Source organism: Bacteroidia bacterium, assembly GCA_027493955.1.
GTDB lineage: Bacteria > Bacteroidota > Ignavibacteria > SZUA-365 > SZUA-365 > JAOSJT01.
Genome location: JAOSJT010000001.1, coordinates 298,669 through 323,888, shown reverse-complemented (window position 1 = coordinate 323,888; position 25,220 = coordinate 298,669). Strand labels below are relative to the sequence as shown.

The following is a 25,220-nucleotide window of genomic DNA, read 5'->3' as shown; positions in this document are numbered from 1 at the left end:
GACGGAGCATTTTCGAAACACACAGTACCGTTCCCCGATGGGCGACAGTGCGGGGTGAAAGGTGACACTTTGGTGAAAAGTGAAGGAAGGAGTAATACGTTACACGTAAAAAGTTGAACGACGATTTGAGCCCGATATCCGCTGTCTGGGTAAGCGCAGCGTGTAAAGGGATCTTACGATGAGCCGGAGAGTTGTCGAGCGAGATGCATGCGCTCCTCGCTCCGCGCTCCGCTCCAGACACGGCGAGCAACACTTTGGAAACGCAGCTTCAATGCAACCTGAATTCACGCAACACACGTTCCATTTCGGGCCGTATGGATTCAAACGTTTCCTCCGGCGCACTGAAAGAGAACATGTAGCTGCGTCCTTCGTCCACCAGAAGGCAATGTGCCGACGCCGTTCGGACATTCGAGCCTCCGTTCCGTTTGACGAAGGTGTACATGATGGTCGGAGCACGGCGTCCCGCGACACGTACCTCTCCGCGCTGCTGCATCGTCAAGCCATCCAGTAACACCTGGAGAGCCTTGATACGTGCTCCGAGCAATTCATCTGCCGACTGCTGCCACGTGCTGCGGAAGAGAAGAACAGTGAATTCCACAGGACTCCCCATAGTGGGGGACAGTACCAACATCGTCTCGTCCCCCGCCGAACGCTCCTCCATCAACCACTCCGGAGACGGCGCAGTAATGCTGCATCGGAATTTCTTGTTGGTGTACACCGATCCGATGATCGCGGTCTGCAGTGTCGCGTTGGCACTCGTATCCACGAGCTGTACGCTGTCAACCCGAATACCAAGATTCCCGCGCAATCTTCCGGACTGATCGAGTACATCGGCCATCGATACCGCGTCCAACAGTTTGATGTGTACGGCGTCGGTAATGGCCTCGCCGCTTTCCGCGTCCATGGGGACCCAATCACCGCTCCAGACCTCAACCCACACCTTGGTCGTCCATCGTCCGTGCGATGGGGCGACTCCAAAAGCGAAACGCGCAGGTAATCCCACCGCGCGTGCAACAGCGACGAAGAGGAGCGAAGCATGAAACGACGATCCACGCGGGACCTGCGCAACCCCATTCGCGGTAGTCGCGGGTATAAACGGATCACGGGTAAATTCGCGGCGAATTGTTCCGGCGAGCGCCCGGAGAACAACATCGGAATTCCGCTCCCACGCTTTCAATGCGTTGGCGCGGCGACGCACAGCGTCACCGTCGAGCGTGAGAGCACTGTCCCCACGAACGAAGGGAAAAAAATCTTTGTGCAACACCGGCAGCGGCAAGGATTCGAGTGGCTTGCCGCCATGGCTGAGCGATATGCCGATGCTTCGGCCTTCCGCATCGATGCCGGCGTCCAATCGCTGTCGCGCATCTTCAGGAGAAAGTGTTGCTCCAACCTGCGCCTTGAGGAGAATGCGCGCACGCAAACTCTTGATGTTGTCCGCCGCCGTCGGCAGCACGGCAGCGCCTGCGTCCCACTCCAATCCGGCGTTCATGACGCAGGTTTCCGGCCGTTTCGAGGTCTCGTGCGCCGGTATCCAGGATATGCCCAGACCAGGGACGTCGTACCGCGACAATCTGCCCGTCGGCGAGATGTGCCAGAACTCGGCACCAGCGTGCGCCACGATGATCGCGTTCTTCGCCGAATCGGCTTCGATACGCAAATCCGCCTGAACACTTCGATGGTCCGACAGGCGATACAGGCGTTTCGGAGCCTCGGGTAAGGAACGCACCGCAACGTCGGGGAGAGAAATGTCCACCACCGCATCTCTGACGTCCTCACGCCAGCGCTCCACTCTTCCCTTTCCGAAGTCCGTTGTCAGGTACATCGTACCGTCAACCACGCTGCCTTTCGTCGTCACAGCAACGCCGCCTTGACGCACTGTGGTCTCGACGCTGATCGGTCGCAATGCCGCATCCACGAGACAGTTCCCGGACCGGAGGTACTCCTGTCGCTTTCCCTCGGAGGTCAGGATGGTGCGCGATTCTCGGAGAGTATATTCCGTGTAACCGCTTTTGAGCTTTTCTATCTTGATTTCCATAGTCCCGCACGGTCTGTCGTCAGCGTACAGAACATAGCGCTGTGCATCTGCCTTGTGAGAAAGGACCGGCAATGCGAGGAAAAAAAACAGGACCGCTGCGCGTGGTAGGGAGATCATCAATTCCTGAAAATATCCACGAAATACAAACTTGAAATGTAGTGATTTTTCACGTTTTTGAACAGAAATCCGCGCGATGGCGCGATGCCTAAGTGCGATGCCTAAAACGGCATCGGAAGAACCGCCACCGGAACGGCGTCCCCAAGCGGACGAGTACCGTGCGCCGCTGCCGGCTGACGTGCCGGCAGCCTCACGCAACAATAAATACGCCGATCCCTTCCGCCGCTCTGCCATCGCCCGGACCTCCACCTGTCATGACACGGGAGGCCCCGTTCCTATCGTCGTCGCGTTGATGACACCTGTCACCAACGGTACGCATACTGGGGGACCATCGGAGCGTCACGCACCGATGGTGATAGAGAACAGTCTTATTCTCACTGAATGGTCGAGCGTTTACTCCACAAGCCTTCCGGGAGTCCACGGAGCCCCGATCGAATCGAGTGTACGCTCGATCGCCGGTAATGTCCTGGTGGAAATGTCACGGAGTTGTTGCACGACAGGGCTCAATGCGGCGCGCACGCGCTCGAGTTCGCGTCTGTGCTTAGGGGTCAAGCCCGAGGACGTGGACCACTGCTGCGAAAGCAGCGTCTGCATGCGTCCGACAACAGACGGCAACTGATCCCCGTTGCGCGAACTGATCGTCTCATCTCCGTTCAGCGCGATGTCGAGATCGAGCAACAACCCGCGCAGGGCGAGCACGTCGTTACGCAAAGCCGCATCCGCCGATGGTACCAGATTCACCGCTCTGTCGATTGCCGCGTGGCGCTCGCTCAGCTCTCGATGGAAGCGCTGCGCACCGAAAACGCTGCGCTGTGTCTCGCTCATTTCCTTGCGGAACGCGGCGAGCGCAGCCGGTTCGGCGACCGGGAAGGTCCTGTTCTCGAGCACACGTGCGCTGAAGCGCACGGGACCGGCGATCTGCCGCTCCACGCCGTCAATGACTTCCGCGAGCGTCGCGGTGTATGTTCCCGGCAAGGCCGGCATGCCGGATGCGTCGTTGATGTTCGTGGCGGCGGTCACTGGCGCCGGTGAAGCATGCCGCAGATCCCAGGTGATGCGTTGGAAACCGGCGCTCGCAGGTGCGCGGAGCCGACGGATATCCGCGCCGCTCTCGTCGCGAATCGTCACGATGAGATGCGGCTCTATCTCCTGATCCTCCTCCCGAAGCTGTCTCCAGTCGGGATAGGAGGTGCTGCCGGAGTTTTTCGCGTCTGACTTTTCCGCAGCTTTTCGCTGTTTCTTTCGCCCTTTGAGTTCCTCCTTCAGGTACAGGGTGAACGTGGCGCCGAAGGGCGGATTGGGCGACGTAAAGAAGGTTTCGCCCTGCGCACCTTTCGCACGGCTGCGGGCGGGAATGTACATCAGTGCCTCGCGCCCGGGAAGGATCGCGGCGGTCGTGTCGAGAAAACGCGGCGACAGCGAACGCAACGGTGTGTAATCGTCGAGGACGTAGAAGCCGCGGCCGAAAGTACCGAGCACGAGATCATTCTCCCGCTTCTGTATCGCCAGATCGCGTACGGCGATGGTCGGCAGACCGCCTTTCATCTGTGTCCAGTCCTGCCCGCCGTTCGTCGTTACGAACACACCGAACTCCGTACCGCAGAATAACAGATCCGGAGATACGTGATCCTCGATGATGCAGTGCACAGGCCCGCCAGCAGGCAAACCGCCGACACGCGCGGTCCAGCTTTTTCCCCGGTCGCTGCTGCGCAGTATGTACGGCTTGAAATCCGCGTTCTTGTGATTGTTGAATGTAACGTACACGATGTTATCGTCGTGCGCCGAAGCGAGGACGCAGCTCACATACGTCGTTTCGGGAATCCCCGGAAAGGTGGATACCGCGCGCCAGTTCCGCCCGGCATCTTCGCTGACTTGCAGCAGGCCATCGTCGGTGCCCACGTACAACAGTCCTTCGCGTCGCGGCGATTCGCTGAGCGCGACGATATTTCCGTAGGAAGATGTGGAAGCGTTCTTCGCCACGGCCTCCGGCGGCCAGATCTTTCCCATCACCGGGAGGGCATTGCGGTCGATCTGCCGCGTGAGATCGGGACTGACGATGGTCCAGCTCTCTCCCCTGTCTTCGCTGCGAAACAGCTTGTTTGCCGCAAAGTACAACCGGGTGGGTTTGTGCGGACTGATGATCAGCGGCGAATCCCAGTTCCAACGATATGGGGCTTCGTCGGGACCCGGTTGTGGTTGAATGCCCAGGCGCTCGTCGCTGCGTTTGTCGTAGCGCACCAGCACGCCGTACTGCGCCTGCGCGTACACCACGTTCGGATCCGTGGGGTCCACCTGCGATTTGAAACCGTCTCCGCCATTGGTGAAAAACCAATGCTCGTTAAAAATGCCGTCCCGGTTGATGGTACGCGACGGACCGCCGATGCTGTTGTTGTCCTGTGTGCCACCGTAGACGTTGTAAAATGGCTCGTCATTGTCCACGCTCACGCGATAGAATTGCGTCACGGGGAGATTTTCCTTGAAGCGCCAGGTTTCGCCGCCATCGTAGCTGTCGTAAATGCCGCCGTCGCCGCCGATGAGCAAGTGCTTCGTGTTTTGCGGATTGATCCAGAGCGCGTGATCGTCCACATGCCGGGCACGGTTACTCAATCTGTTCCAGGTCTTGAATCCGTCGGTGGTGACCATGGTATACGTGTCGAGCGAATACACCATGTCCGGATCCAGCGGATCGCAGACCAACTCGCTGTAGTATTGCGGACTCACGGGTACGTAATTCCCGCGTTTCTCCCAGCTGCCGCCGCGGTTCGTACTGCGGTACACACCGCCGGCTTTTTCCGCCGCTTCGATGACGGCGTAAATGTAATCCGGATTCGCAGGCGAGAGGGCCAGTCCGATGCGGCCGACATCACCGGACGGAAGTCCGCTCCGCAGCGTATCCCAACTTTTACCGCCATCCTCGGTCTTGAAGATTTTCGCTTCCGGACCACCGTTGATCAACGTCCACACATGTCTGCGCCGCTGATAGGACGCGGCGTACAGCACCTTCGGATCGCGGGGATCCATCACCACATCGGTGACTCCGGTGTTTTCGCTGATGGTGAGTACAGCACTCCAGCTTGTCCCGCCATCGGTGGATTTATACAGACCGCGCTCACCCCCGGGACCCCAGAGCGGTCCCTGCGAGGCGACGTACACGATGCGGGAGTCGGTGGGATCGATCAGGATTTTCGCGATATGCTCGGACGTTTTGAGTCCCATGTGTTTCCAGCTCTTGCCTCCGTCGGAGGAGCGGTACACGCCATCCCCCCAGGCCACGCTGCGCTGGCTGTTGTTCTCGCCCGTACCGACCCACACCACATGCGGATTGTTCGGATCGAGCGTGACGCAGCCGATGGAATAGGACGATTTGTCATCGAAAATCGGCTCGAAGGTGATGCCGTCGTTCGTCGTTTTCCATACGCCGCCTGATGCGACAGCCACGTAATATTCGGCATGATTCGAAGGATTCACCGCCAGATCGCCGATACGACCCGAAGCGAGCGCTGGTCCGATGGCTCTGAATTTCAGTGCATTCAATGTGGAAGAACTGAGTGAGGGGCTTTTCTTCTCATTTTTCTGGCCGACGGACGCGTGCGCAGGTACGAGCAGAAGCAAGGTGCAGATGAGGGCAAGCAGCTGATGGGACATGTTCCATACCAGGATATGAGTGGGAATCGAATGTGCAAAGGCCTTATAAGATAATCGGTTTTCCCGAAGCGCGGAAAGCTGTGGCTCTGTGGCGCGGGGGCTCTCCTGGAATATCTCCGCAGAGACCGGCAATGGCGGAACCGCATCAATGAATTCGATGTCGGTCGTAACTCGTTCAGGACACAAGCATGTACTGCCTCGGGGTGAGTCCATGGCGTATGCGCGTTTCTCTGATTGAGAAATGCGGCATGGACGAGGCACCGTTCGTGCTCCGGTAATCCTTCAGGAATAATATCAGAGCGGCTCTTCCTTTACCGTGGGCAAAGACGGACAGCGACGGCTGCCCCGGCCATCATTTCTCCCGTATGTCCGTCGAAACACCGAGAATGTGCGTATCGTCAGCTCCGCTTGAGCGCCAGCTTGCCCGCGAGGTAGCTTGTCGGCAGGTATGCCAGCCCAAGATCAACGACGCTGAACCACAGCGGCGAGGGCAGCAGAAAGACGTTCGCGATACCGCCCAAAAGGAACAGTCCGCCGATCACGAGCGCGAAAATGAGCTTTTGGCTCGCCGCGATAAGGGCCGCGATCAGCGCGCCGACGAAGGTCCCGAGCGCATGTGCGAGAAAGGGCATGAGGAAATGCTCAGGCCCAAACAAGTGCATGGTGGATTTCAATCCCTCCATCGTCGTCACATCGGCACCCCCGGGCGGCGGGATGACGGAGCCGCTGATCATGATGATGCCCATGTTTACCATGCTGCCGACAAGAAGGCCCGCGATGAGGGCGAGAATATTTTTCAAAACGGAGTTCATACAATGCACCTTTCGTCGAGTGTGAGATGATCATCGCAAGCACACGGCGGGAGCTTACGAACTCCTGACCGAGGGCGTGACGAGACGATGTGGATGAATCTCCGAATCCATGTCTTTAAAAGCAAGCGTTTGATCGAAGCCACGATCCACCGGTCGTAGGCAGGAACCGCAGCGACTCGTTCGAGCAGCTACCGCTCTGTGTCGAGTACTCCCCTGGCCAGTTCTTACACCGCGACAAGCTCGCATTGTCGACGGAGGCCTGCATTATAAGCCAACGACAGAAACACCTGGGATGACCGTGTGTCCTTCAATCTTAATAAACGGACGGCCTGTCGTTTCCGAATTATGGGGCATTCGCGACACTGATCCTCAGAAGACCCGAGGATGGGATGCTACCCCACCCGCAGCGAGCTCATTGTAATCGCTCCGCCCACCGCCTTGTCGTTGAAGATGCCGATGTCCTCCGCTTTCCCCGCGAGAGCGAGCACATAGAGCAAGGGCAGGAAGTGCTCGGGCGTGGGTATGGCGAGTCGGAAGGCTTCTCCCTGCTTCGCGTAATCCAGCAGGGCGTTGTGATCGCGCTCCCGGATGTATTGTTTCATTCTCTCATTTGCTTCCAGCGCCCAATCGTAACCGTAACCGTCGGCATTCAGCTTGTCCCAGGCAACACGACGCAGATTATGCACGATGTTGCCGCTGCCCACAATCAGAATGCCTTTGTCGCGCAGCGCCGTGAGTTCCTTTGCCAGTTCGTAATGGTATCGTGGCGGCTGTCCCGCGTGCAGACTCATTTGAATCACCGGCACATCGGCGGCCGGATACAGATGCTTCAACACCGACCACGCGCCGTGATCGAGTCCCCAACTGTGATCCTCCTGTATTCCCGTCCCACGCACGAGCTCGCGTGTCGCTTTCGCAAGCTGCGGACTCCCCGGAGCGGGATAGCGCACCGCGTACAGTTCATCAGGAAAACCTCCGAAATCGTGAATAGTACGCGGTTGTTGCATGGCGGTGACAAAAGTACCCCTGGTTTCCCAATGCGCGGAAATGCAAAGAATCGCCTGCGGCTTCGGTATGGTCTTCGCAACGTCCCGGAATCCGCGCACAAATTCGTTTTCTTCGATGGCGTTCATCGGACTGCCATGTCCCAGAAACAGCAACGGCATCTTCTCGCTGCCTTTGAATCCATCAGTCATTCCCGCAAGTGTCCGGAGGTTCATGGCCGCTCCGGCAAATGGCAGCGCGGCAAGCGCACCGAGGAAGGCCTTTCTGTCCATAATCTGTCTTTCATTGTTTGACGTATTTTTTCAGTATGCGAAACAATCTGAAGCGACGAAAGGGGAGAAATTCTCCCCTTTCGTACACCGCCGCATCCGGGTTCAGGCGGCTTTTTTGACGAACTGCATGTCGGCGGCTATGCGCACGTCTTCGCTCACCAGCACACCGCCGGTTTCCAGCGCGGCATTCCAGTTGAGTCCCCAATCCTTGCGGTTGATCTTACCACTAAGCGTAAATCCGGCTTTGATGTTACCGTACGGGTCCTTCATGAATCCACCGAACTCCCCTTCCAGCACGACTTCTTTCTCCACTCCGCGCATGGAGAGCAGCCCTTTCAGCCGGAAATTCTCGTCATCCAGTTGCGTAAACTCCTTCCCCTCGAAGCTGATTTCACCATGATTGTCCGCATCGAAAAAATCGGCGCTGCGCAGATGCGTGTCTCTGTCATCATTATTCGTGAAAATGGAAGCCGCGTCAATGGTGGCGCGTATGCGGCCCTTGCTGAAGTCGTCGCCGACCGTGTCCAGCGTGGCGTCGAAGCGACGGAACTCGCCTTTCACGTTGGCGATCATGAGATGCTTGACCTTGAAGGTGATCTCGCTGTGCGCGGGGTCGATGACCCAGGTTGTTCTGTTTTCCATGTCGTACCTCTGTATGTGATGTTGTGAAGCAATGTCAATGTCACATACAAGCTACGGTATGCCGCTCGGCGGCACATTCACATAGGTGAAGAATGGAAACGCGTCACTTCGCGGCGAGATTCTTTCGTATGCGGCTCAGGGATTGCGGCTTGATACCGAGGTAGGATGCGATGAGATACTGCGGTATGCGCTGCACGAAATCCGGATGCAGACGCGCAAACTCCAGGTAACGATGCTCCGCGTCTTCGGCATTGGTCTTGGCCAGGCGATATTGCAGCGCCACGAAGGCGTTCGTGATCAGGACGCGGAAGAAATGCTCGAGGGTGTGGCTGGCCGCACAGACACGATCGAAGGTATCGCGGTTCATCATCAGCACTTCTGTGGGTTCGAGCGTTTCCACGGTATAGAGCCCGGGACGTCCGGAAAAAAAGCTGTACTGATCCGTTATCCAGTATCCCTCCAGAGCGAACTGCACGGCGAATTTCTCTCCCTCGCTGTTGACGATGCCGGAATACGCGGCCCCGCGGGTGATGAAATACACATGCGTACACACCCGCCCCTCCTCTGCGAGCATCGCCTTTCTGTCGAAGGAGCGGACGAACATGCTGTCCGCGAGCAATGCGCACTCGTCGGCCGAGGGCGAGTTTCCCGTCGTGCGCTCGATATTCCGCCGAAGCATTTCTTTCATTTCCTTGTGCTCCTGTTGTGCATCTCGTTCTGCAGGAATATTCACGGAATCGTGCTGCTCAGGAATATACAACGCCGGGCCGTGTTCGATGAAAAAAACACCCGCGGCGAGGCGGGTGCATTTCAACAGTCACGGGGAGAGCGACGATCGCAGCGGCAGTATGGTCCGCATCAACCCTGCCCTTCTTCACCCTGGCTCACCATCCAGTTGACGCCGAATTTGTCGGTGAACATACCGAAGTACGCTCCCCAGAAGGTCATCCCCATGGGCATGGTCACATGGCCGCCTGCGGACAGTCCGACAAAAAGACGGTCGGCGTTTTCTCTGCTGTCGGTGTTGATGGAAATGGCGAAATTGTTGCCCTGCACATACGCCGGAGCCCACTCGCCTCCCGTGTCACTGCCCATGATGGTGGTTTCCTTGCTGATGGGCAGTGAAACATGCATGATGCGGTTCGCCATCTCTGGCGGCAAGGGCTCCATACCTTCCTGCGGCGGCATATCGCCGAAACGTCCGATGTAGGGAAATTCTCCGCCAAAGACGGATTTATAGAAAAGGAATGCTTCTTCGCAGTTTCCGTCGAAATTCAAGTACACGTTGACTGTTGTCATGTGGCCTGTTCCTGTGTCTGTTGTTCGGATAGTGATTTGATGATGTCCAATGCCCTGGTAAAGGCATCGTTCATGAAGTCTGCGTAGGCATCATCCATGTCTAGGGTGATGTCGAGGCGTACGCCATTCTCCGTTGGCGTCAGTGTGTAGTCCTCGAAGATGTTGCTCCACTGTTCGGTATCCGCTGTGGGAGGCAACTCCTCACCGTTCTGGCCGAGCACCCCGAGATGCCGTATGGAGAGAAGCTCGTTCTCCACCCTGCGTGCGACGACGCTGTACATTCCCCCGCCCTCGCCGTTGTGAAAGTGAACACGGTTGCCTTCGGCTTCGAAGCTGCCATCGTACGTGGATCCGGGGCTGAAGGGCTTGGTCCATTGCTCATAGCTCTCCTTCTCCCACAGGACGTTCCAGACAATGTCAGCCGGCGCGGAAATCTCCACGCTGTATGTCAGTTTTTGCATTGCGGCGCCTTTTCACCTGATTTGAGAATTAATGAACGGGAATGATACACACGCCAGGCGTCAAAGTCAACATCACACACAAAGAGCATGTATTTTGTTGATTCTGGCTGATTTCAAACCCCTGTCACGACGGCCCTTCGCCGGCAGCGAGTGGTGTATCGACAATAGCGGGTGTCGTTCGCCGTTATGACCTGCGAGACGCGCAGGCGGTGACTTACTTCCGGGGCTTCGCGGTGTTGTCCTTCAGCCACTGCGAGGCGCCGTCGATTTCTTTCCACACGTGATATGAAAAATAAGCGCACACTGCGGCCTCGCTCGGACTACCGAGTGTGTACACTTCAGGAAAATCAACGTCATACCGTGATGCCAGCAGTTTGCCTGCAACGTGCCTAGTGGCCTTCATGGCTTTTTTCATGAGCCCTCATCCAGTGACACTCCCGGGTCGAGCATTGATGTAATCAGTGCTTACCTCTGCCACCCGCGTTCCTCCAGAAGTAGTCTCATGTTCCTTCCCCGACAACGGAGACGGATGTGAACTCCGGCAGTCGCTTACAGACACCTCCCAGACCATGCGCTCCGTTCTGTTAGGACCAGTGCAGTTACCGTCACACACTTTCGGCGCGTGCACGAAAGCTGCGAGCTGAACTGGTCTCATTCGCGGTTGTTCGCGTGCTTCTGTATCAACCCATCTTCTATCACGGATTTTATCGTCACAACGGAATCGGCGAGTTCGTTTGGTACCGTCATAGAAAGCACGTAATGGCGGATTTTCCATTCCCCATTGCGCTGAATCAGCACACCGGAGCCCCGACAGAGTTTCATTTGCGTGTCGAGCAACTCGTCGAACCACGCGAGACCACCACGTTCATCGATCATGACATGGCGCTCGATCGCAGTGAACGACCAGGCCCTGCCGCGATCAAAATAGGGCTTCGCCCACACCATGAAGCTCTGTTTGTCCCAACGCTCCGTTGCGTCGGTGCCTATGAACACTGCGTCCTCCGCGAAGCATTGAAAATACGCGTCGTAATCCGCCCGGGCTGCGGCAACATGGAAGGAATCGAGCGCGGCGGAAATTCTATGCGACTCATCTCCGGTCTGTGTCATTTCGCTCCCGCAGCGAACTGCCAGCATACCGATCACGAGCAGCGCAAACACTTTTGCGTATCTGCGATAGAGAGTTCTCATTCTCAGCGTTGCCATGCCAACCTTCCTGGGCTGTGGGTGTACACGAAAATATCTGAAAGGACAATGTACTCAGCGTCGCCCTGGAATTCACACGGTCGGCGAGAGAAAACAGGGGTTCAATTACGCCAGGCTTTGTCGGAGTCGCGCATCAAAACGGAAATGGGATTCCCCGCCGATTGCGATCCGTGAGAAATCCTCATGGAGCGGATTGATGAGATACACGGATTCCAGGGGAACGACAGCACTTGGAACAGCGAGTACGGCCGACGAGGAATCCTTGGTCCAGGTGCTCCCTAAAGCTCTGGTTGAATCCGGAGCCGGTTCAGCGGCCCAGTCTTCGGGGAGATCGGAGGGAGCTACCTGCCTGCACAATCCCGCATCGAATTTCACCGGGATGCAAGTGTACTGTTGCAAAACGGCATCGCTGCCGACATGCACGAGTATTTCCAATGCTGCGAGCGACAGCGATGCCGCAGTGTACACCATCGGTACTCCGCGTTCATTCCAGCGACCAGGATACCGTGCCGCTCCCTCGCCGGTGAAGGCCGTCGACAAATGTCGCTCTTTGACGATGCGCCATGCGGTGATGATCACGAGAATACACCGTATTCGAGGCGTCCGAGCAGATCCTCCACTTCCCTCGCCCCGATTTCGGTACCGGCGTATTCCAGCGGTGCCGCTCCCGCGAGCGCTCTGCTGCCTTCTTTGAACCAGCGACGGGCTTCATCGTGGTTTCCCAGAACTTCTTTCGCCTGATCGAACAACGCCGCTATTCGATAGACGCGTTCGGACTCGAGGGCTTGAAGGCGCCCTTCGAGTTTACGGCGGGCAAGCGTCCGTGTGGCTATCCCGCACACCTCCGCAAGATGCGCCTGATTGACCTGAAGCTCGGCGCACAAAAACTCGAAGGCCTCAAAACCGAGCCCTTCCTTGAGCACTCGCAGGAGCTGCCGCGTATCGCGGATTGCCATTCCAAGAGCCTGACCATACACCCGATGGCCTTTCTCCGCCTTGACCCGAACAGCACGTATGGACAACGGCTGAAAGCCCGCGCGTGTGTGTGAGTATACCGCGACAGGTTCGGACGCTGTGTGCACTCGCCCGCCGCTGCCGCTGTTTCCCGTCGATTTCTTCTTTGCCGATGCCATGCACTCTCCTTTGCCATATTACATTTTAATATACGCCATATGGCAGCACAATGCAAGTCCCTTCTTCCGTGCTTCCGCCGGCGGGATGAAGAAGAGTTCCCCTCACGACATCAGTGGCAATGTCCGTATGCCCCATCCGTCGATGGCTGCGAACAACGTTTCATCGGACATGTACTCTGGCGGGAAAAGTGACGGTGCTGCGGGTCACGTTGCGCACAGCGTACACTGTGCCATCGTGTCTCGCCATTCCTCACGCCTTGTGCCGCAGGCTGCGCGACGAGGCGCCTGCATGGTTTCCGTTGGCGGAAGAACGGATAGGAGAACCGAAGCGATTTGGGATGGTTGCATTCGAAGCGATCCCGCTCCGGTGATTCATCGCGCCCATGCATCGCAGTGAGGCGCTGCGGTCACTCTCGTCGCACCCTGAAGATGCGTCCGGGATGACCGAAAAGATGAAAATGATATTGTCCTGCCGGGAGCGAGGATACCGTCACCGTGCTCCGTTCCGCTGTAAGAACACCGTCCTGCATCGTCCGCCCGAGCATATCCATGATGCGGTAGGTGCTGCCCGCGCGAAGACCCGGCGCGTCAACGAAAATATGGGAAGAGGATGGATTGGGATAGACCGACAGACGCAGCGGTAGGCTGCCATTGTCCGCCGAGAGCGTACATCCCTCGCGCGGGACGTTGCCGTTCACCGCGATTTTCTCCGCGAATAACTCCGCGATGTCCCCGGCCTGCTTCGAAATATTGGCGATCGCATGGCCGTTGTCGAAGCAGTTCCCCAGATAGCGGTAATTCTCGGTGATGTCTGCTCTGAGATGCGCGACGCCGGGAAACGCCGCTCCGAAATATTCCATAAGCGCCTTGCTCCCGTACGCATGCGGATAGTGCGTATACGATTGGCAGATGTTGGTCTGCGCAAAACATTCCCAGCTGAGGCGTCCGAGCAATCTCCCATATCCGTAATGCACTACCACGTCCGATCCCTGATGGTACAGGTACAGCGCCGTATTTTGAATTTCCTTCTCATCGATAATGGCGGGATCAAGCATACCACCGAATATATTCGCCACACCTTGCACCTCCGCGTCCGCACCGCTTGTATGCAATGATCCGGCAACAGAGCCGAGGTCCGGCCGGACTGGTGACAGCGCTGCGGGCAGGCACCCGTAGCGCCGCAAGTCCTGATCGGGTACGGGAGCATCCGCAATGGAGCCGCAAAATTCGGAGCGCTCATTTTCCTCCCGCAGGAATGCCGCTGTAAGTGCGACAAAACCACCAGCACTCTCGCCGATGAGAAACACATTCCCGGCGTCGGTGGAATCCTGCCCGGAGCGGAGCTTCATGAAGCGTACCGCACCTTTCACATCCTGCATCGCCCGGTAATTCGCGCGATAGACTTCCATGCTGTCGCAAATATAGGCGCACGGGGCAGAGATACTTTCGTTGCACAGAGCGTACATGCTGTAGGAGGACGTCAGATGCATTCCGAGACGATAGTTGACGGTCACAGCAACATAGCCCCGCGAAGCAAAGGAGCGCGCCAGCCACACGATGTCTGCATCGTCTTTCGAGCCGCCCACCCATGCGCCACCGTGGACAAGGATGACGAGCGGCCGGTTGCAGTAGGCATTCCGCGGTGTGTAGATATCGAGATGCAATCGGGCCTCATTTCCGGCGTAATCCAGCGCGACGCCGTACTCGATGTCTTTGCTGACGCGGTACTCGTAGGCTTCGATCGTGTACGGCTGTTGTGCAGCGACGATGGCGCATAACAACGGGAACAAGACGGTTGTGAGGACGAAACGCAATCGGGTCATAGTCACCGGGTGATTCTCACGGGGGTTATCTGGAAATGCAGTATCTCGAATTTCATGTGCGCCGTGCTTCCACCAGGTATTTCCGCGATGTCGCACTGCGCTCGCAGCGCGATGCAATTCCCCGGGAGACACGGTACACGGATATCAGAATTTCGGTAATTCCTGGCCCGGTTCAAAAACGGTTTTTTCAACTTTATTCCTTACCGGATCGAGACTTTTAAAGAAGCGATAGAGCGCTCTGAGGTCCACTTCGTCCATGCGGGAAAAAGCACCCCAGGGCATCGGACTACCGCGATGCACACGCCCGTTTCTGAATCGGGCGACGAAGGCCTCCTCCGTCCAGCCGGCGATGATGCCTGTCGACGGATCGGGCGTGAGATTGGGTGAGACGAACGAATATCCTTCCGAGAAGGCATCGGGTTCGAAAACACCTTTCCCCGCGAAATGCTCGCCGATCAGCTCCGCGGTGTTCGGGTCCATCTGCGTATGACAGGTGAGACAATTCCCGATGTTGTACGCGAGATACCGCCCATACTCCTTGCTTGCATCACGGGGGACGGACCGTGCGGGCGTACGTTTGGGTCCCTCCGGTCCGAGCATACCGAACGCAACGAGGGCGCGAGCGATGAAACCGAGTTCAGAACGCTTGACCGCGTTTCGCACGGGCGGCTGGGAGCGGAGGAAGGAGATGACCGCAGTCAGATCCTCGTCGCTCATTTCCTGGAACGGCATGAAGGGCGGCAAAAAGCGACCGTCGCTCGCAACCATGTGCCGCAACGCGCGGGCCAGTTCCTCATCGCTCTGCTTTCCTATTCCTGTTTCCTCATCCGGTGTGAGATTCGGGGCTCTGAAGGTCCCGAATCCTGAGAGCGTCAGCTCCCATCCGCCGCTGAGGGGCATTTCTAGCCCGTCCTCCACGGCGCGGATTTTATCCATGGGTACGTGACAGGTTGCGCAGTGTGCCGGTCCAAACGCGAGATACTTGCCGCGCGCAATCACGGCGGAATCCGTACTCGCCGAGATTTGCGGATACGGCGCCTCATATCTGCGATCCCAGGTCAATTCCACGAAGGCGTACAATCCGGCAACGAGCACGACGAGGACGACGGCCGTCCATTTCACAATGCGAAGGAACAGTTTCATGATGATTCTCCGATGTCTGTATGTGAATATGAGCGCCATGCCCGCATGAGCCTCGGGCAAAGGGTGAGAACGGGCAGGTACAGCACAAGGAACGAAAAAGGTACTTTGCGGCTATTCAGCGGAATGGTGCATGGACCGACGTCTGCACGCCACGTACCTTCGTGAGCGTCCTTCTGCGTCACCCGTCGGTTCTGCGCTTGGAGAATGATGGACTGTTCGAAAAATAGGCAGTTTCAACAGGAATGTCAATATTTCCCCTGACATTGATTTCGATGCCCTTCTTGAGCGACGACTCCCGCGAAGAGCCACAGCACATCTCCCCCATGCCCGCGGACCGGCTACGGCCATCACGGCGCTTTGTCCTTCCGCTCCCGGAAACAAGAGATAAGGAAAACGGAGAGGCGTTACTCCGTCTTCAATGCCGCGCGAATGGTGTCCAACAGTGCGGCCGTGCTGCTGTAATCTTCATCCTCCTCCTTTGCGCACTCGATGGCCAGCTCTGCCTGCGTCCCTGCCTCAGAAACTCGTCCTAATTTGTAGAGCAGCGACGCATAAGTATCCAGATTATTGTAGAAGCGGCGCAATGCGAGTGATCGTTCGATCCACGGAATGGCCTGTTCGAGACGATCCCTCGCAGATTCCTTCTCGTAGTAGCTCCATGCGAGGTCGTTGAGGGCGCCGCTGTTATTCCAGATCTTCTCGACATACGTCGGAAGCAGAGCGGCGTAACGGAGGGTGTCGTCGGTAATCTGATAGTACCACAGGCGCAGCGAGAGCCCGAGCGGACGCGGCGAAAACATGCCGGTGAGCCTGCCGTCCATTTCCCGGAACTGATGTCCCGAACCCCTGTCGAGCGTTTCGATCACCGCAAGCGCCTTCTCCAGAAGGATTTCATTGCGGAATTCGATGGCCAGCGCGGCCGTCATGTGCGCAACCCAAACAAGGCGCGCAACCACCTGTGCGCTGTCGAAAATCTTTGCAAACCGGTCCCGGTTTTCAAACATGGACATATACGCGGGACTGCCAAACGGTATGCCAATTTCGTACTGATGCAGAGCGAACTCATAGGTGAAGCGCATGTTGACGTCCGTGAGTAAATCCTCCGGTCGCACCGTGGCGACATACGCTCGAATATGCTCAGGTGTAAGGCGGTACGCATCCCGAAGAGAATAGCAATATCGCAGGAGGAACTGTGCGTCCCGATCACCATCGGCGTAGCGCTTGTCCAGTGCGCTCAGGCGCTGATCGGGATCGAGGGCGATACGCGCCTGTTTCAGGAAATCGGTTGGCGTGAACACCCCGACAGCGGTATGTACGACGCTTCCTTCACTGTCGAGATACAGGAAGGTCGGATGCATACGCACGCCATATTCTTTATTCGTTTCAGCACCGTCCTCCTTTTCGGTGTTGATATCGAGGCAGACGAAGGTCGTGTTGTAGTACTCCGCAACGTCGGGATCGGAGAACGTAGAGTCCTCCATTTTCTTGCAAGCTCCGCAGCCGTCAAAATGGAAATAGAGGAACACGGGGCGATGTTCGTTCCTGGCGCGGTCAAGCGTGACGCGGTAGCTGTCGCGTGAGAACCGAATACCCGCATCCTGACTGCTGCAGGGTTGTACGCACACGAACAATACGAGAAGTACGGAGAACTTCATCGACAATTCCTCCTGCTATGGGAAGTACAAACTACAATACAGCTTAAATTCCCGTATTTACCGTTCAGGTCTGAAGCCTGTCACCACTTCCTTCCCGGACTGGAGTGAAAATGCCCTGTCGCATGCGAAGCGATACACTTCCTGCGTGCGGGAAGAATTCTTATTCGCTGTCGAGGAGATGATATTTTTTCTGTTTGGACTTCCAGCGCTCCATGGCGTATTGCTGCATGTCGGCGACGCGATCCGTTTCATCCACGATTTCAAAGCCGAGGAGCGTCTCGATGATATCCTCCAACGTGACGATGCCGGCCATTCCACCGTACTCGTCCGTAACCAGGGCGATGTGCTCTTTGCGTTCGAGCATCAGCTCCCATGCGTTGAGCAAGGTGGTGGCTTCCGTCACATCAACGATCTCGCGCCGGATGTCCGCAAGCGTCAGATGAAATTGGTCCTCCGCGAGTTTTTCGAATACAAGCTCACGGAATACATAGCCGCTGATCTTGTCTTTGCTCTCCCGATAGATCGGGATGCGGGAGAAATGCAGGAAATCCTTGTTCTTCAGAAATTCCTGCAGCGGCATCGTCTCGTTCGCGACAACCACAACGACGCGCGGGGTCATGATTTCGCTTGTCCGGATATCCTTGAGGCGCATGAGATTCTGGATGATCTTGTTCTCCTTCTCGCCGAATACCCCTTCGTTCGCGCCGATATTCGCCAGGGCGGAAATTTCCTCGCGACTCGTCGTTTGTACCGGATCCTTTCTGGAAAGCATACGCGTCAATACGGCCGAAATGACCAGGAGAGGCCAGGTGAGAATAATCATCGCTTTGATGACTCTGTAGGCCGCGCCGACCAGTTCCTTCGCATACGTTGCACCGAGGGTCTTCGGTATGATTTCCGTCAGGACGAGAATGAGTATCGTGAGCACGGCGGAGACCACTCCGAAATACGCTTCACCGAATACCACCGTTGCCTGTGCGCCGACACCCGCGGCTCCCACTGTGTGCGCAATGGTGTTCAGCGACAGTATCGCGGAGAGCGGACGGTCGATATCGGATTTCATCGTGAGAAAGTCGAGCGCGATCCGATCGCCCTGTTCAACGCGCGCGTTCAGGGTGGACAACGGCGTGGAGAGCAGCACCGCTTCCATGATCGAGCAGAGGAAAGAAATAAAGAGAGCGAGAAAAAGATACAGCAGTAAGAGGGTCATGCCTCACCGGCAAATTGTAGAACAAGACCAACGGAGGCCACGAATCGCGCACACGCAGCATGCGAACAGCGCTGATTCCGGCAGACGATTCAAAGATATTCAGAATTTCCGACTATTCGAGACTCTGCTCAGTGCTCAGCGGGAAGCTTCGTGCGCACCCCGAGTACCAGCGTCGCGCAGACGAGGTCATTCTCCAGCGCGTGATTTTCTTCGCGCTGACGCAGCAGATACTGCTCGAACAGTTCCCGATCGTCGGGGTACTTGTCCATCAATTCGAGGCAGCGCGGGAGCAAGGCGGCGTACATCAGAGCATTCGTCGCACGGATCGTTCGCGCATCGGAAAGCACTTCGTCGCGGACTTCCATGCCGGCCGCATGAATCTGCCGAAGCAACGCGGATCGTGAAAGGCCGGAGTGCGCACTCGAGTCCGTTTCCTCAACCCGGTAGCAATCATCCAGAATGATGATCCCGCCAGCGCGCAATCTTGGGAGCAGGGTAAGCAACGTTTGTTCGTAATCACTAAAAATCGGCCCGACCGATCCCAATACAATGGCATCGTAATCCGGTGGTGACGCTACCACGGTTCTTGCGTCTCCCGTCTCGAAGCCGCACAAATGCGCAACACCGCGGGCGCGTGCCGCGCTCGCGGCGGCTTCAACGAACGCCGGGAGGGCGTCGATGCCATGGCAGCGACATCCGAGTTCCGCCGCAAGTCGAACGGACACTGCACCTTTTCCGCAACCAAGGTCGAGGACGTAACACTCCGACGGCCTGTTGCAGTGTCGGTGCAGAATATCCGAGACGATTGCCGGATCCGATCCCAGTTCGTCGAGATCCTGCAGGATATAGGGGAGATGCGGCAACAGACGTGCGTCGGCGGCATCGAGAGAGTGGAGAATACTGTCTTCAAGTGAAATCATCGGACAAAGAATCCCGTCGGTTGTGGTCAGCTGTAGCATGTATCGAGAACCGTGACGTTGCATCGTCGGGCGCACAGCGTCGGCAGCATCACAACGCCATTTCCGCCGGCGGGGCGGCGCTCTGCTCCAGGTCGTCCGGAGAGGTCGACACCGGATGCGTCGGCGGTAATGCCGCGATTTGCTGCAGCGCCATTTTCTGCATATCCACGAGTTTGTCGTGAAAGAGGTTGATCTGCCCGAGCGTGCGGCTGTACAGCAGGAAAAACACACCGGCTATGAATTCGGTCAGAACGCCCGCGATGCCGGACAGGTATGCGGCGTTGAGCGTTTCTCTCCCGAGACTGGTGAGCACGATGCTGAGGAGAATGGCGATCGAAAGCAGGACGAAGCCGGCAACCGCGATACCCTTGCTGAGATTGAAGCTCTGCTGGGCCTGCAAGCGTGACTGGGTAACATAGCCCTCCAGAGCGCTGATATTGATAAGGACGATGTATTTGAACACATCGGCGCCCTGCGCACCCTCCAGCTTCTCTTCATAGGTCTGCTTCACCTCCGCGGAGTTCTGCCACACCTTCTCCCACTTCTGCACCATCGTCACACTTTCGGCACTGTCGAGCGGATTGCGCATCGTAACCTCCTAGAATAAACTCGTACCCGGCGGCAAATCTGTAGCCCTGTTCCGGTGTCCGGCGCGGGTTGCTTCATTTTTTTTACATGGTACATCATATTCCGCTATTTCACAAACGGAGACACAGCATCGCCGGCTTCGGCGCCCACGTGGATCCGATGCATTCGTCGTACGGATTACTATCTCATCGCTTTTTTGATATTGACTATCAGCCGCTCCGTAGAAGTGGGTGTCAGTGACGTCCGTTTGGCTATCGCCAACGCCTTTTCCGCCTGTGCGAGAGCCTTGCTGTACTCTCCGAGGCGGTACAGCAACGCGGCGTAGGTATCGTTGTTTTCGTAACTGCTCGCAAGAGCGATGGAGCGTTGGGCCCACATCGACGCCTGGTGCAGAGAATCCTTGTCGTTCGCGAATTCGGCAAATGACCGCGCCAGTTCGTTCAGCGCTTCTGCGTCGTCACGGATTTCGGTGAGATACTGATTGAGCGTGGCGCGGTAGTTCTCTGTATCACCTGCCTTGTGGTAAAACTCCAATTTGATTTTTATTCCGTACTGCTCCGGAAATATCATCGTGATCGGCTGGCCGTCTCTGTCGCGAATGAGCGATCTGCCGCGCAGCGGTATCCCGCTCACCACAGTCATGACAGAATCAAACAATGCGGTGTTCGATGTTTCAATCGACTCGTACAACGCGTCGAGCAAACCCATCAATACACGCCCATCCAGTTGTTCTCTGTCATAGCGGTCGGCGTGTGTCTCGATGCCCCGGAGGAAAGCAGTATAGGCCGCCCCGCGAAACCGGACGACGGGACTGATTCTCTCCGGAATCAGGTCATAGAGCAGATCAAAATTCTCCCGCGACTCCAGGTCGACGGAAGATTGGCGCTCGATGTAGTCCTCGAGGATTTTCGCATAAGGTAAATCCTCCGCGCGCAGCAGCGCAATATACTTGCGGATGAAATCCGCGTCCCGGTCGCCGGCGTGGTAACGGTCCCTCAGAGCAGCAAGCGCGGGGTTTGCCGTCTTCCACTGCCGCAACTTCGAGATAAAATCGTTCTTGTCGGCAAAGCCGACGAGGGCGTACACCGCTTCCCCTTCAGGGTTTACAATGAGGCATGTCGGCGCGGCGCGAACAGGAAACGGACGCAGGAAATCTCGCGCTTCTTCATGCCTGGTATTCACGTCCACACAGACGAACTGCGAGCGGATGTATTTCGCGATTTCCGCATCACTGAAGGCTGCTTTCTCCAGTTCCTTGCACGCGCCACATCCTTCGAAGTGGAAGTAGAGAAAGAGATGCTTCCCTTGCGCCTTTGCGAGCTTCAGGGCTTCCGGGTATGACACATTCTGAAAACCGATGAGGGAAGTTCCGGTTTCCTTCTGCTGGCCACAGGCAATCATAAGGACGGTGACGATGAACGGCAGGTACTTTCTCATAACGGGATCCTATTTGCATTACGCGAGTCTCAGGCAGTCAGGGCGGAATCGGCCGTGTCTTCAGCATTCGGAGCACACCGCCGTTATCGTGGACCTTCCTTTCGTTTTCAGAACGGCAATCACAATTCGTTGTGATGTTCAATCCGCTATCCATCTCTATCGGATGCAGCGTCATGCGGAGAGGGTATGGACAAGTGTACCGCATCAACAACGCAGCTTGATCTCGACGAGCGTCAGTACGTCTTGCAGGTCGCGCTTTTTCCGTACGTCGATACGGATTCCGCGTCCCTCGGCATACACCCGCGCTGCGGCGAGCTCCTCCTTGATCGAAGGAGCGACCCCGGATCCCATGATTTCATCCACCGCCCGCTGGCCGAAATTGAACGCCGCTTTGAAATACCCCTCACGAGGGAGCATGTAGACGATCACACGCTTGCTGTCCTTGACGCGAAAACTCCAGCCGAAGGTTTTTCCCGGAAAACTCCATTCCTCCACGGCTTTCGGATAGCGTGTCAATACCTCGGCACGAAGCCGCTCCCACAGACCGTATGTGTCCGCGAGGACGGTTTTCAGGGCTTCGGTACTCGGAGGGCTGTCCTTCGCCATGAAGGCGCTGGCGTCAGGCATGTCCGTTCTCCAGTACTGTGCAAACAGGCGTCATCGCAGTTCCAAGGTATTCGCGTCATGCGCGGGTAGCTGTGTCGTCGTCTTTTCATCGGATAATCATGTGCTTTATCAGTGCAACGTACGCTTTGATGGCGGAAAATGCAAGAGCACCGCGCACGTTGGTGCGCGGGCGGGCGTACCATGCACGGGATGTAACAACCCGGAACCCTTCTGACAGGAAAGAGGGTTGTACCACCATGATCGATATGTCTCTTCTCGCCACCGCTGGTCTCTTCGTTTCCATTGCCGCGCTCAGACGGCAACGAAGCATGTGCCCCACTGACCCTGACATCGGTAGCCAGTGTGATACTGTGACACAGGCGCCCCAGGCGGCATTGTTCGCCGGCATACCCAACGCACGCATCGGCATTGTCTGGTATTTCGTGCTCCTGCTCTGGTCGGTGATCGGAATACTCCTCCCACTGCCCTCCTGGTCGGAAACGCTGATCACGCTCGGCGCCGCCGTGTCGTTCGGTATATCGGTCTATCTCACGATCATCCTGTTGTTCGTACTGCGGAAGCCCTGCGCGCTTTGCTATGCTGCGCATGCGATCAACGGAGTGATTGTACTTGTGCTGCTGTGGTGAACCGACGATGCCGTGTATCGGTGGATATCCCCGCAGTACACGAGACTACCCCTTTCTTCTTCACTGTACCCTCGCTGCTCTCTACGCTCCCAGCTCCCCGCTCGCAGAGTCGCTGTCCTCGGTAATCATCATTCCGGCATTTCGGATGGTGTCGCACAGCGGCTCCAGCGCATCGTCGGATTTCGGGAAGGTGTCGATGTCCACGTACGTGGATTCGTCGCGCCGCGTGAGGCACCAGGATGCGATGATGCGCATTTCGTCTATATCCTCGATGCGACCGCCAAAGAGTTCGGTCTGTCGCCCGGCGTAAATATCCCGGAGCGCATCGAGTAAATCCTTTTTCACCATGCGCTTCTGATCGACCAGAAACTGTGCCGCGAGCATGCCGCCCTTTATGAAGTGCACTTCGACATTGCTGCCCCGGGCAAGCGTGACGATGGCGAGATTCTGCTTGCGAACGGAATGCACCATGACGCGCTGTTGCCGTATCATACGCTCGAGCGCGGAGATGCGATCGCGCAGCACCGCGGCTCCCTCGAAATCCAGCGCATCGGATTTTGTCTTCATGCGGTCCCGGAAACGCAGCATCACCTCGTCGTGCTCACCCTGCATGAAACGCATGACGTCACCCACCTCACGCGCGTATTCCTCTCTGCTGACGAGGGCGGCGCAGGGTGCGGCACAGCGTTTGATGTCATAATACAGACAGGGATTGATCGCGGGATCGGGACGAATCGTTCCGCCACATTCCCGCAGGCCGAACAGTTTGTTGATGCTGTCGAGCGCGTCCTCCACCGCAAAGCGGCTGCGGAACGGTCCGAAGTATTCCGCACCATCGTCGCGTATGTCGTAGCACCAGTCCACTCGCGGCCAGTCGTCCTGCACAGAGATGCGAATGAACGGATAACGGCGATAGCGTTTGAGCTGCGTGTTGTAATCGGGCTGATGTTGTTTGATCAGACGCGATTCGCTGAGCAACGCGGAGAGCTCCGTTTCCGTCTGTTTCCATGAAATGCCGTGTACGGAACGGAGCAGGCGCCGGATTTTTTCCGTGTGACCGATATTGTGATAGAAGTACGAACTGACACGCTGTTTCAGATTACGCGCCTTGCCGATATACAGTATTTCGCCCTTTTTCCCATGAAAAAAATACACTCCCGGCGTATGCGGCAGCTCGGCAAGCTGCTGTTCCAGTCTCGTGTAGTACTTCGGAGCACCCGTAATGCGATAAATCTGCCTGTTCTGAAACGAAAGTACGTCGCCGAGTTCCGTGATATCAAATTCTTCTTCGAGGGTATTCAGGAACAACAGCAGCAAGCGGGCGGTGGCCTCGGCATCTCCACCCGCGCGGTGCCGGTTGTTGATGCGGATGCCGTACTGCGCGGCAAGAACGCCGAGCGACGCCCGCGATTTCTTGGGCATCAGCCGCCGTGCGAGACGTGCCGTACAGAGCATAGGTGATTGCAGGGCTGCTCCTCCGATACGCAACAGCGAAGCATCCACGAAGGAACGATCGAAGCGTACATTGTGTCCGACGAACACCGCGTCGCCGATAAAACGTTTGACCACCGGCAGGACCTCCGTCGCCTCCGGCGCGGCGTACACCATCTCATTGCTGATGCCGGTCAGGCGGGTGATTTCGGGAGGAATGAACTGCCGGGGATTGATGAGGGAGGAATAGCGATCCACGATCTCGCCCCCGCGAATTCTGACCAATGCGATTTCGGTCAGACGATTGCGCTCAGGCGACAAGCCGGTGGTCTCGACATCGCACACCACAAAATCGGTGTCCGCGATCTGATAGGCGTGAAGCGGCACTTCCTCCGGCGCCAAAAATCCGGGCTGCACGTGTCGCGTGTCAGACAACGTCGTAAAAATTTCTGTTCTGGATTTTGATCACCCGCCCCGGCCGCTGCGCGAGGAGACTGTAATCATGCGTGGCCATAATGATGGCCGTACCCCTGCGGTTCACGCGGTCGAAAATGGCGAGAATATCCCGCGACGCCGACGGATCGAGATTGCCCGTCGGTTCATCGGCCAAAAGAATCACCGGATCGTTCACGAGCGCTCTGGCTATTGCCACACGCTGGCGTTCGCCGCCGGAGAGGTCGTCGGGCATGGCGAATTCCTTCGACGAGAGACCCACCTCCGCAAGGAGACTGTGCACCTTGGTGGGAATGATCTGCCGTCTGGCGCCCGTGGCATGAAGTGCGAACGCGATGTTCTCGTACACGTTTCTGTCGTCCAGCAGGCGATAATCCTGGAAAACGATTCCGAGTGTTCTTCGAAGGTACGGGATCTGATGCTTTGTGATGATGGAGGAATCATAGCCGCCGATGCGTACGCGACCGAAGGATGGGAGCAGATCCATATACAACAGGCGCAGAAAGGAACTCTTCCCGATACCCGTCTCACCGATCACATAGACGAACTCCGCCTCCGATATCACGAGATTTGCGTGATCGAAGATGTGCTGGTTGGCGAGCGTCAACCGGACATTGTGGAATTCGATCATGAGTCGGCGGTCC

23 protein-coding genes are annotated in these 25,220 nt (G+C 57.0%); 1 reads left to right on the top strand and 22 read right to left on the bottom strand.

Annotated features, from left to right (window positions below; translation table 11 throughout):
• Nucleotides 1-268: 268 nt before the first annotated feature.
• The 20 genes from M5R41_01310 to M5R41_01215 form a co-directional block, all read right to left on the bottom strand.
• On the bottom strand, nt 269-2,035 hold the full coding sequence (locus M5R41_01310; GenBank protein ID MCZ7555025.1) for a transglutaminase-like domain-containing protein: 1,767 nt from the start codon (nt 2,033-2,035) through the stop codon (nt 269-271).
• A 510-nt stretch (nt 2,036-2,545) separates the two neighbouring features.
• Complete coding sequence (locus M5R41_01305; protein ID MCZ7555024.1) at nt 2,546-5,797, bottom strand: glycosyl hydrolase; 3,252 nt, start codon at nt 5,795-5,797, stop codon at nt 2,546-2,548.
• A 398-nt stretch (nt 5,798-6,195) separates the two neighbouring features.
• Nucleotides 6,196-6,609, bottom strand: coding sequence for a hypothetical protein (locus M5R41_01300; protein ID MCZ7555023.1), 414 nt, complete (start codon nt 6,607-6,609; stop codon nt 6,196-6,198).
• A gap of 392 nt (nt 6,610-7,001) precedes the next feature.
• Nucleotides 7,002-7,886: a 4,5-DOPA dioxygenase extradiol gene (gene ygiD / locus M5R41_01295; protein ID MCZ7555022.1), complete on the bottom strand. Its 885-nt coding sequence runs from the start codon at nt 7,884-7,886 to the stop codon at nt 7,002-7,004.
• Between the two features lie 102 nt (nt 7,887-7,988).
• On the bottom strand, nt 7,989-8,528 hold the full coding sequence (locus M5R41_01290) for a YceI family protein (protein MCZ7555021.1): 540 nt from the start codon (nt 8,526-8,528) through the stop codon (nt 7,989-7,991).
• Nucleotides 8,529-8,631: 103 nt separating this feature from the next.
• Nucleotides 8,632-9,216 (bottom strand): Crp/Fnr family transcriptional regulator, encoded by a 585-nt coding sequence (locus M5R41_01285; GenBank protein ID MCZ7555020.1) that lies wholly within the window; start codon nt 9,214-9,216, stop codon nt 8,632-8,634.
• 170 nt (nt 9,217-9,386) lie between these two features.
• Nucleotides 9,387-9,827, bottom strand: coding sequence for a VOC family protein (locus M5R41_01280; protein ID MCZ7555019.1), 441 nt, complete (start codon nt 9,825-9,827; stop codon nt 9,387-9,389).
• Nucleotides 9,824-10,288, bottom strand: coding sequence for an SRPBCC domain-containing protein (locus tag M5R41_01275; GenBank protein ID MCZ7555018.1), 465 nt, complete (start codon nt 10,286-10,288; stop codon nt 9,824-9,826). The genes M5R41_01280 and M5R41_01275 overlap by 4 nt, the downstream gene beginning before the upstream one ends.
• Before the next feature lie 214 nt (nt 10,289-10,502).
• Nucleotides 10,503-10,703 (bottom strand): hypothetical protein, encoded by a 201-nt coding sequence (locus tag M5R41_01270; protein MCZ7555017.1) that lies wholly within the window; start codon nt 10,701-10,703, stop codon nt 10,503-10,505.
• Nucleotides 10,704-10,939: 236 nt separating this feature from the next.
• Entirely contained in the window at nt 10,940-11,422 is a 483-nt protein-coding gene (locus M5R41_01265) for a nuclear transport factor 2 family protein (protein ID MCZ7555016.1), read from the bottom strand.
• A gap of 174 nt (nt 11,423-11,596) precedes the next feature.
• A complete protein-coding gene (locus M5R41_01260; protein ID MCZ7555015.1) occupies nt 11,597-12,070 on the bottom strand; it encodes an RES domain-containing protein in 474 nt (157 codons plus the stop codon).
• Nucleotides 12,067-12,624, bottom strand: coding sequence for a DUF2384 domain-containing protein (locus M5R41_01255; protein ID MCZ7555014.1), 558 nt, complete (start codon nt 12,622-12,624; stop codon nt 12,067-12,069). The genes M5R41_01260 and M5R41_01255 overlap by 4 nt, the downstream gene beginning before the upstream one ends.
• Before the next feature lie 407 nt (nt 12,625-13,031).
• Nucleotides 13,032-14,447: a carboxylesterase family protein gene (locus M5R41_01250; protein MCZ7555013.1), complete on the bottom strand. Its 1,416-nt coding sequence runs from the start codon at nt 14,445-14,447 to the stop codon at nt 13,032-13,034.
• 144 nt (nt 14,448-14,591) lie between these two features.
• The gene (locus M5R41_01245; protein ID MCZ7555012.1) at nt 14,592-15,590 is read right to left on the bottom strand and encodes a cytochrome c; all 999 of its coding nucleotides are present in this window, start codon (nt 15,588-15,590) and stop codon (nt 14,592-14,594) included.
• A 404-nt stretch (nt 15,591-15,994) separates the two neighbouring features.
• A complete protein-coding gene (locus M5R41_01240) occupies nt 15,995-17,245 on the bottom strand; it encodes a thioredoxin fold domain-containing protein (GenBank protein ID MCZ7555011.1) in 1,251 nt (416 codons plus the stop codon).
• A gap of 160 nt (nt 17,246-17,405) precedes the next feature.
• The gene (locus M5R41_01235) at nt 17,406-18,455 is read right to left on the bottom strand and encodes a CNNM domain-containing protein (GenBank protein MCZ7555010.1); all 1,050 of its coding nucleotides are present in this window, start codon (nt 18,453-18,455) and stop codon (nt 17,406-17,408) included.
• Between the two features lie 128 nt (nt 18,456-18,583).
• A complete protein-coding gene (locus M5R41_01230) occupies nt 18,584-19,414 on the bottom strand; it encodes a class I SAM-dependent methyltransferase (GenBank protein ID MCZ7555009.1) in 831 nt (276 codons plus the stop codon).
• A gap of 49 nt (nt 19,415-19,463) precedes the next feature.
• Complete coding sequence (locus M5R41_01225; GenBank protein MCZ7555008.1) at nt 19,464-20,003, bottom strand: hypothetical protein; 540 nt, start codon at nt 20,001-20,003, stop codon at nt 19,464-19,466.
• Nucleotides 20,004-20,182: 179 nt separating this feature from the next.
• Nucleotides 20,183-21,439 carry a thioredoxin family protein gene (locus M5R41_01220; GenBank protein MCZ7555007.1) on the bottom strand — a complete coding sequence of 419 codons (1,257 nt, stop codon included), beginning with the start codon at nt 21,437-21,439 and terminating at the stop codon, nt 20,183-20,185.
• Between the two features lie 204 nt (nt 21,440-21,643).
• Entirely contained in the window at nt 21,644-22,066 is a 423-nt protein-coding gene (locus M5R41_01215) for a DUF3788 domain-containing protein (GenBank protein ID MCZ7555006.1), read from the bottom strand.
• A gap of 236 nt (nt 22,067-22,302) precedes the next feature.
• Between M5R41_01215 and M5R41_01210 the strand changes: the two genes are divergently transcribed.
• Nucleotides 22,303-22,692, top strand: a complete 390-nt coding sequence (locus M5R41_01210; GenBank protein ID MCZ7555005.1) for a vitamin K epoxide reductase family protein — start codon at nt 22,303-22,305, stop codon at nt 22,690-22,692.
• Nucleotides 22,693-22,773: 81 nt separating this feature from the next.
• Here the strand turns inward: M5R41_01210 and M5R41_01205 are convergent, their stop codons facing one another.
• A complete protein-coding gene (locus M5R41_01205; GenBank protein MCZ7555004.1) occupies nt 22,774-24,558 on the bottom strand; it encodes a DEDD exonuclease domain-containing protein in 1,785 nt (594 codons plus the stop codon).
• Entirely contained in the window at nt 24,551-25,207 is a 657-nt protein-coding gene (locus M5R41_01200; protein MCZ7555003.1) for an ATP-binding cassette domain-containing protein, read from the bottom strand. The genes M5R41_01205 and M5R41_01200 overlap by 8 nt, the downstream gene beginning before the upstream one ends.
• Nucleotides 25,208-25,220: the final 13 nt, after the last annotated feature.

What these genes read in the sequence shown, in the direction of transcription:
- M5R41_01290 (MCZ7555021.1), bottom strand. Translation starts at nt 8,528, where the DNA reads ATGGAAAACAGAACAACCTGGGTCATCGACCCCGCGCACAGCGAGATC.
- M5R41_01285 (MCZ7555020.1), bottom strand. Translation starts at nt 9,216, where the DNA reads ATGAAAGAAATGCTTCGGCGGAATATCGAGCGCACGACGGGAAACTCG.
- M5R41_01235 (MCZ7555010.1), bottom strand. Translation starts at nt 18,455, where the DNA reads ATGACCCTCTTACTGCTGTATCTTTTTCTCGCTCTCTTTATTTCTTTC.
- M5R41_01225 (MCZ7555008.1), bottom strand. Translation starts at nt 20,003, where the DNA reads ATGCGCAATCCGCTCGACAGTGCCGAAAGTGTGACGATGGTGCAGAAG.
- ygiD (MCZ7555022.1), bottom strand. Translation starts at nt 7,886, where the DNA reads ATGGACAGAAAGGCCTTCCTCGGTGCGCTTGCCGCGCTGCCATTTGCC.
- M5R41_01200 (MCZ7555003.1), bottom strand. Translation starts at nt 25,207, where the DNA reads ATGATCGAATTCCACAATGTCCGGTTGACGCTCGCCAACCAGCACATC.
- M5R41_01305 (MCZ7555024.1), bottom strand. Translation starts at nt 5,797, where the DNA reads ATGTCCCATCAGCTGCTTGCCCTCATCTGCACCTTGCTTCTGCTCGTA.
- M5R41_01265 (MCZ7555016.1), bottom strand. Translation starts at nt 11,422, where the DNA reads ATGCTGGCAGTTCGCTGCGGGAGCGAAATGACACAGACCGGAGATGAG.
- M5R41_01310 (MCZ7555025.1), bottom strand. Translation starts at nt 2,035, where the DNA reads ATGGAAATCAAGATAGAAAAGCTCAAAAGCGGTTACACGGAATATACT.
- M5R41_01275 (MCZ7555018.1), bottom strand. Translation starts at nt 10,288, where the DNA reads ATGCAAAAACTGACATACAGCGTGGAGATTTCCGCGCCGGCTGACATT.
- M5R41_01280 (MCZ7555019.1), bottom strand. Translation starts at nt 9,827, where the DNA reads ATGACAACAGTCAACGTGTACTTGAATTTCGACGGAAACTGCGAAGAA.
- M5R41_01270 (MCZ7555017.1), bottom strand. Translation starts at nt 10,703, where the DNA reads ATGAAAAAAGCCATGAAGGCCACTAGGCACGTTGCAGGCAAACTGCTG.
- M5R41_01215 (MCZ7555006.1), bottom strand. Translation starts at nt 22,066, where the DNA reads ATGCCTGACGCCAGCGCCTTCATGGCGAAGGACAGCCCTCCGAGTACC.
- M5R41_01240 (MCZ7555011.1), bottom strand. Translation starts at nt 17,245, where the DNA reads ATGAAGTTCTCCGTACTTCTCGTATTGTTCGTGTGCGTACAACCCTGC.
- M5R41_01250 (MCZ7555013.1), bottom strand. Translation starts at nt 14,447, where the DNA reads ATGACCCGATTGCGTTTCGTCCTCACAACCGTCTTGTTCCCGTTGTTA.
- M5R41_01255 (MCZ7555014.1), bottom strand. Translation starts at nt 12,624, where the DNA reads ATGGCATCGGCAAAGAAGAAATCGACGGGAAACAGCGGCAGCGGCGGG.
- M5R41_01210 (MCZ7555005.1), top strand. Translation starts at nt 22,303, where the DNA reads ATGATCGATATGTCTCTTCTCGCCACCGCTGGTCTCTTCGTTTCCATT.
- M5R41_01245 (MCZ7555012.1), bottom strand. Translation starts at nt 15,590, where the DNA reads ATGAAACTGTTCCTTCGCATTGTGAAATGGACGGCCGTCGTCCTCGTC.
- M5R41_01300 (MCZ7555023.1), bottom strand. Translation starts at nt 6,609, where the DNA reads ATGAACTCCGTTTTGAAAAATATTCTCGCCCTCATCGCGGGCCTTCTT.
- M5R41_01220 (MCZ7555007.1), bottom strand. Translation starts at nt 21,439, where the DNA reads ATGAGAAAGTACCTGCCGTTCATCGTCACCGTCCTTATGATTGCCTGT.
- M5R41_01230 (MCZ7555009.1), bottom strand. Translation starts at nt 19,414, where the DNA reads ATGCTACAGCTGACCACAACCGACGGGATTCTTTGTCCGATGATTTCA.